The organism is Mesorhizobium sp. M7A.F.Ca.MR.245.00.0.0 (assembly GCF_003997415.1).
Lineage (GTDB): Bacteria > Pseudomonadota > Alphaproteobacteria > Rhizobiales > Rhizobiaceae > Mesorhizobium.
Genome location: NZ_RZTE01000003.1, coordinates 302,094 through 316,424, shown reverse-complemented (window position 1 = coordinate 316,424; position 14,331 = coordinate 302,094). Strand labels below are relative to the sequence as shown.

General features: G+C 63.4%; 12 protein-coding genes and 1 pseudogene. 5 read left to right on the top strand and 8 right to left on the bottom strand.

Going from position 1 to position 14,331, the window contains the following annotated elements:
* The 4 genes from EOB80_RS06450 to EOB80_RS06435 form a co-directional block, all read right to left on the bottom strand.
* Positions 1 to 545, bottom strand: a 545-nt coding sequence (locus EOB80_RS06450) for an amino acid racemase (protein WP_245466262.1), incomplete at its 3' end; no start/stop codon positions are given.
* The gene (locus tag EOB80_RS06445) at positions 542 to 1,903 is read right to left on the bottom strand and encodes a cation:dicarboxylase symporter family transporter (RefSeq protein ID WP_127327061.1); all 1,362 of its coding nucleotides are present in this window, start codon (positions 1,901 to 1,903) and stop codon (positions 542 to 544) included. The genes EOB80_RS06450 and EOB80_RS06445, both read right to left, overlap by 4 nt.
* Position 1,904: 1 nt before the next feature.
* Positions 1,905 to 2,744, bottom strand: a complete 840-nt coding sequence (locus EOB80_RS06440) for a transporter substrate-binding domain-containing protein (RefSeq protein ID WP_164762532.1) — start codon at positions 2,742 to 2,744, stop codon at positions 1,905 to 1,907.
* Between the two features lie 186 nt (positions 2,745 to 2,930).
* On the bottom strand, positions 2,931 to 3,623 hold the full coding sequence (locus tag EOB80_RS06435; RefSeq protein ID WP_127327060.1) for an SDR family NAD(P)-dependent oxidoreductase: 693 nt from the start codon (positions 3,621 to 3,623) through the stop codon (positions 2,931 to 2,933).
* Between the two features lie 200 nt (positions 3,624 to 3,823).
* Here EOB80_RS06435 and EOB80_RS35060 point away from each other — a divergent pair.
* The 4 genes and pseudogenes from EOB80_RS35060 to EOB80_RS06415 form a co-directional block, all read left to right on the top strand.
* Positions 3,824 to 3,925: pseudogene (locus tag EOB80_RS35060) on the top strand (esterase); the annotation flags it as partial.
* 68 nt (positions 3,926 to 3,993) lie between these two features.
* On the top strand, positions 3,994 to 5,109 hold the full coding sequence (locus EOB80_RS06425) for an anhydro-N-acetylmuramic acid kinase (RefSeq protein WP_127327059.1): 1,116 nt from the start codon (positions 3,994 to 3,996) through the stop codon (positions 5,107 to 5,109).
* Between the two features lie 370 nt (positions 5,110 to 5,479).
* Complete coding sequence (pstS, locus tag EOB80_RS06420) at positions 5,480 to 6,484, top strand: phosphate ABC transporter substrate-binding protein PstS (RefSeq protein WP_245466261.1); 1,005 nt, start codon at positions 5,480 to 5,482, stop codon at positions 6,482 to 6,484.
* 76 nt (positions 6,485 to 6,560) lie between these two features.
* Complete coding sequence (locus EOB80_RS06415; protein ID WP_127272615.1) at positions 6,561 to 8,285, top strand: Na/Pi symporter; 1,725 nt, start codon at positions 6,561 to 6,563, stop codon at positions 8,283 to 8,285.
* A gap of 81 nt (positions 8,286 to 8,366) precedes the next feature.
* On the opposite strand, the gene EOB80_RS06410 is transcribed toward EOB80_RS06415, so the two are convergent.
* The 3 genes from EOB80_RS06410 to EOB80_RS06400 are packed head-to-tail and all read right to left on the bottom strand — an operon-like array spanning position 8,367 to position 12,137.
* Positions 8,367 to 8,795, bottom strand: coding sequence for a GNAT family N-acetyltransferase (locus EOB80_RS06410; protein WP_127327058.1), 429 nt, complete (start codon positions 8,793 to 8,795; stop codon positions 8,367 to 8,369).
* The gene (locus tag EOB80_RS06405) at positions 8,779 to 10,182 is read right to left on the bottom strand and encodes a sigma-54 dependent transcriptional regulator (RefSeq protein ID WP_127327057.1); all 1,404 of its coding nucleotides are present in this window, start codon (positions 10,180 to 10,182) and stop codon (positions 8,779 to 8,781) included. The genes EOB80_RS06410 and EOB80_RS06405 overlap by 17 nt, the downstream gene beginning before the upstream one ends.
* Positions 10,179 to 12,137, bottom strand: coding sequence for a sensor histidine kinase (locus EOB80_RS06400; protein ID WP_127327080.1), 1,959 nt, complete (start codon positions 12,135 to 12,137; stop codon positions 10,179 to 10,181). Before EOB80_RS06400 ends, EOB80_RS06405 begins: the two co-directional genes overlap by 4 nt.
* 167 nt (positions 12,138 to 12,304) lie before the next feature.
* Between EOB80_RS06400 and EOB80_RS06395 the strand changes: the two genes are divergently transcribed.
* Complete coding sequence (locus EOB80_RS06395; protein ID WP_127327056.1) at positions 12,305 to 13,633, top strand: dicarboxylate/amino acid:cation symporter; 1,329 nt, start codon at positions 12,305 to 12,307, stop codon at positions 13,631 to 13,633.
* 69 nt (positions 13,634 to 13,702) lie between these two features.
* Here EOB80_RS06395 and EOB80_RS35055 read toward each other — a convergent pair.
* The coding region (locus EOB80_RS35055) for an ROK family protein (protein ID WP_245466260.1) at positions 13,703 to 14,331 on the bottom strand (629 nt) is incomplete at its 5' end.

The window sequence follows — 14,331 nt, the reverse complement described above, 5'->3', positions numbered from 1 at the left end:
GTTTCAACCGCCGCATTCGCGATCGAACCCGCCTTGACGAGGCTGATCGCGCTGTCGACGCAGGCCTGAAACTCGGTGTTCGCGGGAAGGCAGAGCTCAAATCCCGCTGCCGACATCCTGTCCTGATAGAAGCCGGAGACCAGCGTGCCTTGGGTGGCGAGAACAGCAACCCGGCCCTGATCCAGGCTGCGACGCGTCTCCGTCACCACAGCATCTCCGATATGGATGATTTCCGCGCGCGAATTCGCCGCCAGTTGGCTGTACCAATGGTGGGCGGTGTTGCACGGCATCGCGATGCGGGCGACGCCGAGCGCATTGAGCGTCGCGACCGCGGCTTTCAAAGGCGCCAGCGGCCCATCATGGCCGGCAAGGATCGCTTCGGTCCTGTCGGGCAGCTGTGGGACACTGAGGATCACGGCAGGCACATGTTCGTTGTCTCTGAGCGCCTGGGTCATCCGGGTCAGCTTGAAGTAGAAATCAGCCGAAGCAAGCGGCCCGAGACCGCCGATAATGCCGAGCTGGGGACGGATGCTGTCGTCGATCATCTGACAGGCTCGGCTTCGAGCTGGTCCGAGGCGGCGTCAGGCTGCGTCGTCTCCCTGTGGCTGGGAGCGATCATTGCCGTGCTCGCCGCGACGGTGCAGACGCTGGCCAGCGTCATGAACGTGTCGACGGCTGCATCCACCGCGACGAACAGGACGAACGCCGCCTCGAAGGGAAGCTTCAGGTAGCCGCAGACGATGGACATCTGGGACAGGATGAGCAGGCTGCCCATACCGCCGGTGGTGAGCGCGAGAAGCGCTGAGATGATGCCGACGAGCACGAGGTCCGAGACTGCAAGCTGGTGGCCGTAAAGCTGGGCGATGAACAGCGCACCCGAGGTGTAGAGCAGCGCTGGGCCTGTACGCAGCAATGCCGCCTGCAGCGGCACGAGCAGTTCGACCACCACCAGGCTGAACCGCAGGCGCTCGCTCAAAAGGTTGATGACCCAAGGCAGCGAGGCGACCGTAGAGCGTGTGGTGATGGCCACCATGAGAAGGGGCTGGCAGGTCTTGATCGTGGTCCAGTAGCTTCGTCGCGACCGGATGGCGATAATGGCAAAAGCCCCGGCAACGAATATGAGGCAGGAAAGGCCCATCACCAGCAGGTAACCGCCCATCAGCGTGAGCGGCTTGGTTCCGGTCGACGCGGTCTGGTCCGCGATCAGGATGAAGGTTGCAAAGGGCAACCCCCAGATGAACCAGTTGGTGAGCACCGTGCAGGCCCGGTAGACCGCGTTGAGCGCCTGGGTCAGGCTCATGGACGAGGGCTGGGGAATCTTCCCCATCGCGAGCCCGAAAAGCAGGCAGAACAGCAAAACCTGGATGGTCTGGCCCGAGGCCAGCGCGTTGAAGACGTTGTTCGGCACCAGGTCGAGCAGGATCGAGTGCCCGCCATTGGGATCGCCATTGGAGGGCGGCGGCTGGAATGGGAAGGCGAGATCGGTGGACACGCTGCCCTGGGAATTGATGAACTCGCCAAGCTCGATGCGCGACTGCGGATTCTCGATCTGGCCCGGCTGCAGGATCAACGACAATGTGCCGCTCACCAGCACGCTCAGGAACGATACGGCCAGCACGGCCATGCCCACCTTGCCGAGGTAGCGGACCGATTTCGGGTCCTGGACCATTGCCGTGATGGAGAAGATGACCGACGAGACCAAATAGGGCAGGACGACCATCTTGAGGAAATTCAGGTAGAGCTGTGCGACAGGGCTGATCGCATGGGCAAAGTCTGGATAGTAGAGGCCGCACAGTATCCCTGCAGCAATCATCACAATCGTCGTGACCGGAGATCGCAGGATACGCCTTGCTGCGAGGCGCCAGTCGAAAGGCAGGGGTCCGGCTACCTCGGAGATGGCCATGTCAGGCTTTGCTCCCCAGGCGATAGCGGGCGATGATCTCATCCGTGTTGAGAATCTGCTGACCCCGCGCGAGATCGAGATAGAGATCGACAAAGGCCGCGAGGTGCGGATTGTCGGGCCGCACGCCGACTGCGATCGTATCGACCTTGTCGGTCAGCGTGATCGAGCGCGCGACGACCGTCATCGACGGATCGTCGACCATCAGCTTCTTGATCTCGAAATCATCGCGATAGGCCATGTCGATCGTCCCGTTTCGGATCGCATCGATGATCAGATCCCAGCTTGCCAGGCGGTGGATTTGCGCATGCGGGAAGGTCGTGGCCGCATAGGTGGCGAATGAAGAGCCCTCGATCACGCCAAGATCGCCTGAGAAATCACGGACTATCTGTTCGGCCGGTTTGCCTTGCGCGATACGCGCCAGGTTGAGGCGGTTGGCGATCAGCCCTTGCCGCAGCATGGCGTAGGGGCGGGAATAGATGATCGACCGGCCGCGCTGAAGCGTCCGACTAAGCTTGCCAATCGCCATGTCGGCCTGTCCGGAACTTACCTGTTTGACAATATCGTCGAACGTTGCGGCGGATCGGTCGAACACCGGCTCGACGCCAAGCGCCGCGGCGATGCCGTGGGCCAACTCCATGTCTATGCCATCGTCCCCCGATCCGTCGGCCGGAAAGAACGGATTGGAAGCGAAGGCCGGCATTGCGATGCGCAATGCATCGCCGCTCGCGATAGGTTGAGGGGCGTTCTCCGCCTGCTGTCCCGGAGTGCTGGCTGCGCGGGCTTGTGAAATCAGCAACCCGCCGCTCCCGGCCGCAAGCAGTGTACGACGTGTAACCGACATGCGCGTTCTCAATTAACCCGGGAAAGCTGCAACATGCACAACCCGCGTTAAACAAACGTATATATTACACTGAGCCTTTTTATGTATTGGACAAGCAGCTTAGCGCCACAAAATATCAGCACTGCCTAATATATTAGGAAAAGCGGAAGGATCGCGTTGCTTCCCGCCGGGCGATCGTCTGGATTGTCAAAACGTCTCGACCCAAGGCCGTAACTCAAGCTCCGAGCTCCAGGCGCTGCGATGCTGGCGATGGGTTGTGAGATAGGCCTCGGCGATGGCATCCGGCGACAGGCGGCGGTCCTGTAGGTCGGGATCGGCTGCCTGTCCGGGCGGCGCGATCTGGCCGTCGATAATGAAATGGACGACGTGGATGTTCTGCGGGGCGAGTTCGCGGGCCATGGACTGCGCCAGGCCGCGCAGGCCGAATTTCGGCATGGCAAAGCCGGCCGAGCCGGGAAAGCCCTTCACACTGGCAGTGGCGCCGGTGAACAGGATCGAACCGGATCCCCGGACAAGCAGCCGGCGCGCCGCCTGCTGGCCGACCAGGAAGCCGCCATAGGCGCCGACCAGTAATGCCTGTTTGACCGCTTCCGCATCGAGCTCGGCGATCGGGCCGCGTGTGCGTGCGCTGGCGTTGAACACCACGAGCGCCAGCGGGCCGGCCTTGTCGGCGGTGTCGAACAGGCTGGCGACGGACGCAGCGTCGGCAACATCCGTCTCAACGGCCAGAGCACCGGTTTCGTCGATCAGAGCGCTGAGCTTCTCGACGTTGCGAGCGGCCAGAACCACGCGAATGCCTTCGCGGGTGAGAAGGCGCGCAAGCGAGGCGCTCAGACCAGCGCCCGCGCCTGCAATAACGGCCACATCGGATGAGGTCATGATTTTTCTCTCCTTGCGGATTTCGGCGGAAGCGTTTCGCCAGATCGGGCAAGGTCGCGCCTTCGCGGCCGGCAGGCAAGAGGTGACATCGCTGCGGTTGTTGAGCCAGACGGCCGCAAACCGGCGTTGCGCGGTCCAGTATCGCCAGTGGCGCTACGAGGATAGGTCTGCCTCGGTACCGCGACCCCCGCCTCCACAGGGGCAAGGCTTGAACCTTGCTCACCAACCGGATCCATCCGACACGTGATTTCGACAGAGGAACCGTTTTGCTTCGTAAAGCTGTCGGCGATCTCATCAATGGGACTGGAGCGTGGTCCCGAAAAGTGGGAAACGGTTTTCGGAAAAGATCATGCTCAACAAGGAAACGACTATGGAACCAATCTGGGCCGTCGGCCTGATGACCGGCACGGTGCTGGACGGCAACATCGACGTCGCGCTGATCAAGACCGACGGCGAACGTATCGAGGATTTCGGCACCTACCGGCTGATGCCCTATCCTCCGTCGATCCGCTCCCTGCTGGAAGAGACGCTGACGGAGGCGCGGGCGTGGAACTTTGTCGGGCCGGAGCCGGCGATCTTCCGCACCGCGGAGGAAGCCCTGACGCGTGCCCAGTCAGCAGCCGTCAAGGAGTTGGTCGAAGGCTATGGCGTGACGATGGCCGATATCGGCGTCGTCGGTTTTCACGGCCAGACCGTTCTGCATCGCGCGCCGCAGGCTGGACGGCTGGGCCAGACAAGGCAACTCGGCGACGGTGAGCTGATGCATGCCCTGTTGGGTACCAAGGTCGCTTACGATTTCCGCTCGGCCGACATGCGCGCCGGGGGGCAAGGCGCGCCGCTGGCCGCGGTCTATCACACGGCGTTGATGCGCGGCGCCGGCGCCAATGGCGAGGTGGCCGTACTCAATCTCGGCGGCGTCGCCAACATCACCTGGTGGGATGGCATCGACAATGTCGTTGCCTTCGACACCGGACCGGCCAACGCACCGCTGAACGATTTCATCAAGTCGAAGGGGCTCGGCGAGATGGACCGCGACGGCGCGCTCGGCGGTGCGGGCAAGGTGGACGAGGCGCGGCTGGCCAAGCTGCTGCAGCACCCCTATCTCACCAAGCCCTATCCCAAATCGCTGGACCGTTTCGACTTCGGCGCCGCCATGGCGGACGGGCTGGATGCGGAGGATGGCGCGGCACTGCTGACCGCCTTTACCGCTGGAGCCGTCGGCAAGGCACTCGACCTCTTACCAAGCCGTCCGAAAAAACTGGTGGTCAGCGGCGGCGGCCGCCACAACCCGACCATGATGGCGATGCTGACCAGCCGTGCCGGCGTCGAAGTGGTGCAGGCCGAGAGCCTCGGCTGGAGCGGCGACGCGGTCGAGGCGGAGTGTTTTGCCTTCCTCGCGGTGCGCGTGCTGCGCGGCCTGCCGATCAGCTTTCCGAGCACGACCGGCGCACCGCGGCCGATGCAGGGCGGAAAACTCGCCGGTTAGAGCCTCTTCCATCCGGAAGCGGATGGTCTCTATCTCAGTGTTTGAGGATGACCTTTCCCGCCGACTTTCACGCGATGCGGCTTTTTGTTCAGGTTTTGCAGTCGAAAGGTCTTCGGAATAGTCGAGAAGCCTTTCCGCCGGGACCCACTGTCATCCAACCGTTAAGAAGAATTAATACAAGAGAAGAGCGATCTTGTTTTCAGCTGACGCCTCATTTCGCAGGCGTATGGCCATTGATGCGCGCCTACATAGCGGCGGCAGTATAGTTGGGATTCAATTTATGTTGTCAGCAGGTTTAGCTTTATTGCGCGGTGCACGGCCAACGATTTCGGGGGCGGCAGCTGCGCTCGCCCTTGCAATCATCGGGGCCATGATCGGATCCGCTGCGCGGGCTGAGCCCATTCGCGGTGCGGGGTCGACACTGGCCGCGCCGATCATCGGCAAGTGGGCAACGACATACAAGGCTGCACGCGCCGACGGCGGCGACTTCTTCACGCTGGACTGGACCGTCGATTATGAACCGGTCGGATCCCTTGCCGGCCTGATGCGGCTTGCGCAGCCCGAACTGGATTTCGCCGCCACGGATGTTCCCGTGCCGGCTGATGATCTCGCCAGGAACGGCCAGCAGCAATTTCCGATCGTCATGGGCGGGATCGCGGTGGTCGCCAATCTCGATGGCCTGCCGGAGCAAGGTCTGCGCCTCTCCGGCCCGGTGATCGCCGACATCTATCTGGGCAAGATAAAGTCCTGGTCCGATCCTGCGATAGGGGTGCTCAATCCCGACATAGCCCTTCCCGATCTCGCCATCAGCGTCATCCACCGGCAGGACGGTTCGGGCTCAACCTATGTCTTCACCGAGTTTCTGTCATCGACAAGCGAAGACTGGAAGACGAAGCTTGGAGCCGACACTCTGATCGACTGGCCGCTCGGGACAGGCGCGGAAGGTACGCAAGCGCTTCTTCGTGCCGTGGCTGCGAGCAAGGGGGCGATTGCCTACGCCGAATACGGCCAGGTTCTTCGCGCCGGCCTTCCCTTCGCAGCGGTCCAGAACAAATCCGGCAAGTTCGTCAAACCGGACCCGCAGGGCGTGCAAGCAGCGGCCACCTCCGTCGCCTGGGGGGAAACGACCGACTTCTTCGCCTCCCTCACCAATCGCAGCGGAGATGGTGCGTACCCGATCAGCACGGCGGTGTTCGCCGTTGTCCAGGTCGCGGGGCGTTCGGAACATCGCTATCGCCGCGTGCATGATATTTTCCGGCTCGCCTTCGCGCAAGGTGCCGGCGACGCCACCGCACTCGGCTATGTGCCGCTGCCGAAAGCGCTCATTGGCCAGATCGAACAGTATTGGGCAAGGCAATTGCCGGTCGGAAACTGACCCGAACGAAGCTGCCTTGCGCAGCAACTGAACTTCATACCGCGTCGTCGTGGCGACTTGTTGGGGACTGCCTGAAATGGACATAGATATCTTCAAGGACATCCTCGTGCCGGTGATCGGCGGCTTGGGCATCTTCATGCTCGGTCTGGATTTCATGGCAAACGGCATCCAGGCGCTGTCGGTCAACCGGATGCGCGACTTTCTCGCCAAGGCAGCCGGTACGCCGGTCAAAGGCGTGCTGGCGGGAACGCTGATCACCGGCGTCATCCAGTCGTCGACGGCGATGAGCGTCATGGTCGTCGGGCTGGTCAATGCCGGTGTCATCGCCCTGCGGCCGGCGATCAGCGTGATCATGGGCGCCAACATCGGCACCACGCTCGGCAACGGGCTCATCGCCCTGCCGCTCGGTCCGCTCGGATTGATCCTGGCCGGCGTGTTCTCGCTGGTCTACTGCTTCGCCAAAAGCGAAAAGGTGAAGAACATAGCGCTCGCCTGCATGGGTTTCGCTCTGATCTTCTACGGCCTCAACCTGATGACCGGCGGCCTGCGTCCGCTTCGCAACCTGCCGGAAGTCATGGCGCTGCTGCAGACGCTGACGGCCGACTCCTACCTCAACCTTTTCAAATGCGTGTTCATCGCCGCCGGCGTGACCGCGATGATCCACTCGTCCTCGGCGACGATCGGCATCGTCATGGGCCTTGGCGCGGCGGGCATTCTCGACTGGACAACCGCCGTCGCCTTCTCGCTCGGTGCCGATCTCGGCACCACGATCACGTCGTGGATGGCTTCCCTCAATCTTTCGAAGAACGCCAAGCGGACCGCCTATGCGCACATCTCGTTCAATATCATCGGGGTGTGCATCACCATCCCTCTGTTCTTCGTCTCCATCCAGGTGCTGGAATGGGCCATGCAGTTCTTCGGCGGCGATCCGGCCGTTCCGGTGATTGTCGACGGCAAGGAGACCTTCCCCTTGGTGCCGGTCGCGGTCGGCCTCTACTCGACCTTCTTCAACGTCTTCAACACAGTGCTGCTGTTCCCGTTCATCGGCGTGTTCGAGCGGGTGCTATCGCGTGTCGGCCACACGGATGCCGACGACGCGGAGGATTTCTCGACGCCGAAATTCCTCGACCGCAAACTGGCCAGCGATTTTGCCAAGGCCATTCCCGCCGTGCAGCAAGAGACGGCCCGCCATCTGGAGGCCGGCGCCATGTTCCTCGACATCGCACGCTCTTCCAAGAAGGCGCCGTCGGATCCGGGCGAGCACTATCTGGCGACCGACATCCTCAGCCGCGATATCCGCGCCTACACCGCCGCGCTGATGAAGGAGGATCTGCCTTACGAACAGCTCGATCTGATCGCCAGCCTGATCGAGGAAGCCGACTTCACGGCCGCCCTGACGGAATCGATGCATCAGGTGGCGCGCCGCGTCAGGCGCGAGAAGTTCAGCAACCCGGCGCAAGCCATCGTCGACGTCGCGCTGAACAAGCTCGACACGTCGCTGCGCGAAATCTTGCCTACTTACGGAATTTCCAGCCCGCAGATGCCGGCCGGCCATGTAAATCTGCCCGGGGTCGAGGAACTGCGTGCCCGCACGCTGGCGCTCGGACCGAATGCCGGTGCCGCCGAACGCGGCACGATCCTGGCCCTGCTCGGGTCGATCGAGCGTGCGGAAATCCTGATCCATCGCATCGATGCCGAGCGCAGATCCGTAAACCGCCAAAGCGTGCTCGCCCGTGCGTCGGCACGCAAGGAAACCAGAGCAAGCCCGATGGGAGACCCAGGCCTGGTTCCGGCCGAGTAACGGTCCGCCGGACCATAACCACCTTCGTTCGGATTGCGGGTCAGGCAGGAAGACAGTCCATCCCGGTTCCGCCGGGATGGATCAGGCCAACGCCAGCCTCTTCTGTAGAAAGATGCGGCTGCGGCCGATAGGGAAATCGGCAAGCGTTCCAAAGGGCTCGTAACCCTGACGCTGGTAGACCTTGGCGGCGTTCGGATTGAAGGTGTCGATCCAGGCGTTTCGACAGCCGCGCGCCACCGCTTCGTGTTCGGCCGCATCCAGCATCTTGCCGGCCATGTGCTGGCCGCGCAGCCGCTCATCGACCCAGAGCCATTGCACGTAGAGCCAGCCCCAGGCGGTGTAACCGGAAATGCCGGCGACGACCGCGCCATCCTCGTCGCGCACAAACACGGCAAGCGCCTTCCTTTCGGAAGCGCCGACATCACCGTCGTTGAACGCCGTCAGCCGTTCACCGAGAAAGGCGAGTTCTTCCGGCAAGGGACTTGCCGTCGTTTCAAGCGTCGTGTTCATCGCTTTTCCGAGATGGTTGCGTGTCGGCGTCGCCGCCATTGCGAAACTCTGATGCGGCAATGCCGTAGCGCTTGAGCTTGTCATAAAAGGTCTTGCGCGGCACGCCCAGAGCATCAATGGCGCCGCGCACGTCGCCGCCATGATCGCGCAATGCGTCGCGGATGAGTTGTGCCTCGTATTGGCCGACCCGCTCGGGCAGTGTTGCCTCTGGCTCCGCCACGTGCGCGAAGACCGCCCTCACCTCATCCTCCGGACCGAGACCGAGCGCGACGCGATCGGCGAAATGCGCGAGCTCGCGGACATTGCCTGGCCAATCATGCGACTGGAGATGATCGCTGACAGCGGCATTCACCCTGGCGACGGGCCGGCCGAACCGTTCTGCCGCCTTGCCGAGGAAATGCCCAAACAGCATCGGGATATCGCCACGACGCTGGCGCAGCGGCGGGATGCGCAGCGTCACCACGTTAAGGCGAAAATACAGATCCTCGCGAAAATCACCGCGTTGGTCCGACCGCCCCAGATCGACCTTGGTCGCGGCGACGACCCTGAGATCGATGCGCCTGATGTCGTTCGAGCCAAGCGGAGTGAGGCTGCGCGTTTCGAGCACCCGCAGCAGCTTGACCTGGAGCGCCGGCGGCATGGATTCGATCTCGTCGAGAAACAGCGTGCCGCCGCTGGAATGCTCGATGCTGCCGATCCGCCGCCGCTGCGCGCCGGTGAACGCGCCCGCCTCATGGCCAAACAACTCGCTCTCGATGACCGTCTCCGGCAGCGCACCGCAATTCAGTGCCACGAAGGGTTTTGCGCGCCGTCGCCCCCATCTGTGCAGGAGGTCCGCCACCACTTCCTTGCCGGTTCCCGTTTCTCCCTCGACCAGCACATCGACGTTCATGTCGGCAATCTGGCGCAAGGTCTCGCGCAGTCGCTTGATGGCAGGAGCCTCGCCGATCAGCGGCAGGCCGTCAGTGGCGAGGGCAGCGGCTTCGCGCAGCCGCCGGTTCTCCATCACCAGCCGTCGCTTCTCACTCGCCCGTTTCAGCGCCTCGACAAGGCGGTCGCCGGCATAGGGTTTCGAGATGAAATCGTAGACACCGTCCTTGAGCGCGGCCACTGCGAGATCGACGTCGCCATGGCCGGTGACCAGGATCACGGGTATGTCCGGGTCGATCGCCTTGATGCGATCGAACAGCTGCAGCCCGTTCATGCCCGGCATGCGGATGTCGCTGACCACCACGCCTTCAAAGGTTCTGTCGACAACGGCAAGCGCTGCCTCGGCGGCGTCGCGCGCGACCACAGCGAAGCCGGCAAGCTCGAGCAATTGCGTTGTGGCGTGCAGCAGGTCTGCATCGTCGTCGACGAGCGCCACCAGCCCTGATCCCTCAATCATTCAATTCGCCTCAAATCGATGGTGAAGGATGCGCCGATGCCATTGCCGGGATCGAGCCGCAGCGTGCCGCCCAATTCCTGGGCGATCTCCTGCGAGATCACCAGCCCGAGGCCAAGCCCCTTCTCCTTGGTGGTCTGGAACGGCATGAACAGATTGCCGGCTGCTTCCGGGCCGAGACCTGGGCCGTTGTCGCGCACCGAAATCAGCACCCTGTCGTCGTGCTCGGCAAGTTGGATCTCTATGCGGGGATCGGGCTGGTCCTTCATGGCATCCAGCGCATTCTGCAACAGATTGACCAGGATCTGTTCCAGCCGGATGCGGCTGGCCATGACCACCGGCGAGGCATTGCCGCGCGGCTTGACGATGGTCACGCCGGAATCACGGATGCGGCCCGACAGCAGCGACAGCGCGCCATCAATTGCCTCGCGCACCGGCAGCGGCGAAGCGGCAACCCCGGGTCGACGGGCGAAAGTACGCAAGGTGCCGGTGATCGCGCCGATGCGCTCGGTCATCGACACGATCGACGTCAGATTGCCGCTGGCCGGTTCGGTTTTGCCGGTTTCGAGAAAGCGGCCCGCATTCTCGGCATAGGTGCGGATAGCGGCGACCGGCTGGTTGATCTCGTGCGCCACGCCGGCGGCGATTTGGCCGAGGATGGAAAGCCGGTTGGCCTGGGCGAGGTCGTCGCGCAGCCGGCGCACCTTGGCTTCAGCATTCTCGCGCTCGGCGATTTCACCGGCAAGTGCGGTGTTGGAGCGGGTCAACTCGGCCGTTCGCGTGCTGACTCGGCTCTCCAGTTCGGCATTCATCCGCGCCAGCGCCTCCTGCCTCAGCCGTCGTGCGCGCTGGCGGCGGGTAAGCACGAAGGCAAGCAAGCCCATCAGCAGAAGCCCAAGCAGCGTGGTCAGGCGCGCCGTGTTGGCGGCCGATGAAAGAGCAGCGTCGGCGGGAGTGAGCAGCCAGAGACGCCAGCCAGGAACAGCAGCGGGCAAATCCTGCACCACCTCGACGAACTGGCGCGGTTTTCCCGCGTTGTCGATCGTCGCCAGGCCGTCACCAGCGTCGCGCCGGATCGGCAGCGGCTCGAAGCCTGCATCGGCCAATTGGAGCTGCTCGTGGGCTGCGGCGGTGTCCTCGGCCGACAGTGGCGCCAGCGCACGGAACCGCCAGTCGGGCTGGCTGGTAGCCAGCACCACGCCGCGTTCATCAGTGATGAACACAAGGAAACCGCTGGAACGCCAATTGGCTTCGACGCCGTCGAGTTCGACCTTCAGCACCGCAACGCCAAGCGGCTTGCCGCCATCGTCGACGCGGCTGGCAAGGTACAGCCCCGGTCTGCCGCTGATTGTGCCGAGGCCATATTGGCTGGCAGCACCCTTGCTCATCGCTTCCTGGAAATAGTGCCGAAAATTGTAGTCGATGCCGACAAAGCTCGCCGGTTCGTCGGCATTGCTGGCTGATATGGCGATGCCTGCCGTATCGATGATGTAGATGGCGGATGCCGAGGCATCGCCGGCAATCGACTTGAGCTTGTCGTTGAGGGCCTTTTCTTTCATTTTTCCGGCCCGGCGCAGAGCGCCGCGCACCGCGTCGTCTCGGGCCAACACCAGTGGAACCAGGCGCTGCTTTTCGATTTCGCCGGTCAGGGTTCCCGCCGCCAGCGGCAGTGCGGCGAGTGCCGTCTCGCGCAGATTATCGGCCGCCTGGCCGGAGGCGATGCGCCCGGCAATGGCGATCGCGCCGGCCAGAAAGGCAAGAGCGACGACCACAGCAACCCAGCGGCCATCGCGCAGCCGCGCCACGGCCTCGCGCAGCAATCCACGGCCGGCAAATCCAGGGAATCCGCTATCGGTGCCTGCTTGCGGCGTCTGCCCTCTCCCCTTTGCTCGCGGCCTTTCGGCCAGTGTAATGCGAAAATCCGCCCAAGCAAACACTGCCTGTGCGGAAATCCGCACAGGCTTTGGCCGCATGACGTCAGACAAAGGCGGAAATCCCGTGGTTCCGGCCTTTCCGCGAACTGGCACAGCGCTTGCAAAACTCCCTGGCAGCGGCGTGCGACCGGAGCGCCGCGATGGGAGAAGTCACGCAGGGCGCTCCGCCCCATCCGGCCAGGGAGAGTTCGATGCACATCGCAGACCAATCAGGCGCGCTTGCCGCGCAGCGCAAGCCTTTCTATGCCCAACTCTACGTGCAGGTGCTCGTCGCGATCACCGTCGGCATCCTGCTCGGCCATTTCTATCCGTCGGTCGGCGAGAGCATGAAGCCGCTCGGCGACGCCTTTATCAAGCTGGTCAAGATGATCATCGCCCCGGTCATTTTCCTGACTGTGACGACGGGCATTGCCGGCATGAGCGACCTGCAGAAGGTCGGGCGTGTCGCCGGCAAGGCGATGCTCTACTTCCTCACGTTCTCGACGCTGGCGCTGATCATCGGCCTTGTGGTCGCCAATGTCGTGCAGCCGGGCGCCGGCTTCAACATCGACCCGGCGACGCTCGACGCCTCGACCATCAGCAATTACGCCGCCAAGGCGCACGACCAGTCGGTCACCGGCTTCCTGATGAACATCATCCCGTCGACCATCGTCGGCGCCTTCGCCGACGGCGACATCCTGCAGGTGCTGTTCTTCTCGGTGCTGTTCGGCATCGCGCTGGCGTTGGTCGGCGACAAGGGCACGCCCGTGCTCAATTTCCTGCAGGCGCTGACGACACCGATCTTCAAGCTGGTCAGCGTGCTGATGAAGGCGGCCCCCATTGGTGCCTTCGGCGCGATGGCCTTCACCATCGGCAAATACGGCATCGGCGCGGTGATCAATCTCGCTATGCTGGTCGGCACCTTCTACGTGACGTCGTTCCTGTTCGTGTTCGTCGTGCTTGGCGCGGTCTGCCGCTACAACGGGTTCTCCATCCTGTCGCTGATCCGCTATATCAAGGAGGAGCTGCTTTTGGTGCTGGGCACCTCCTCATCGGAAGCCGCCCTGCCCTCGCTGATGGAAAAGATGGAGAAGGCCGGCGCCAAGCGCTCGGTCGTCGGCCTGGTCATCCCGACCGGCTATTCCTTCAACCTCGACGGCACCAACATCTACATGACCTTGGCGGCGCTGTTCATCGCACAGGCGACCAACATCCACCTGTCGATGGGTGACCAGATCCTGCTGCTGCTGGTGGCCATGCTTTCCTCAAAGGGTGCCGCCGGCATCACCGGGGCAGGCTTCATCACCCTTGCGGCGACGCTTTCGGTGGTTCCGGCGGTGCCGGTCGCTGGCATGGCGCTGATCCTCGGCGTCGACCGCTTCATGTCGGAGTGCCGGGCGTTGACCAACTTCGTCGGCAATGCTGTCGCCACGCTGGTGGTGGCGCGCTGGGAAGGCGAACTCGACGAGGCCAAGCTGGCCAGAGCGCTGGCGGGCACGGCCGACGATAGCCTGCCGGCGGACGTTGTTCCCGCCGAGTAATGACGCGCGGTCAATGCGTAAAAGGCCGGAGGCGTGCTGCCTCTGGCCTTTGTCATGCAGATAGCAACGTCAGACCGTGCCGGTCTTGCTCAGCGGCGTGTCCGGAAACGTGCTTGGGCCGACAGGCATGCGGGCTGCCAAAGTGCCCCCGTCGTCGAACAGCACAAGGCTGGCGGCGCCGACGAGCCCGGCATGGCGGCCAAGCTGGGCCTGAACGACCGGCACGTCGCGATAGGCGCGCATAGCCCGTTGCCTGATGGTCGCCTCGATGGTCGGCAGCATCAGATCGAGCCCATTGGCGATGCCACCGCCGACGACCAGCACATCGGGCGAATAGAGATGCAGGAGATTGGTGAAGCCAATGCCCAGCCAGCGCGCTTCCTCCTCCAGCAAGGCCGAGGCAAGAGCGTCCTGCAGCCGTGCCGCCTCGACGACATGGCGGCCGGTCACCTCCGCGTCCGCTGACAAGCGTCGCAAGGTAGAGCCGTCTCCGGCTGCCGTGGCGGCGCTGGCGCGGCGGCCAAGTGCCGTTCCCGACGCGATGGCCTCGAAGCAGCCAACGACACCGCATACGCAGCGCTCGCCTTCATTGGTGATGGTCATGTGACCGATCTCGGCTGCAAGGCCACGGCGGCCATGCAGGATGCGCCCGTCGACGACGACACCGCCGCCGATGCCGGTCGAAACCGTGACAAAGA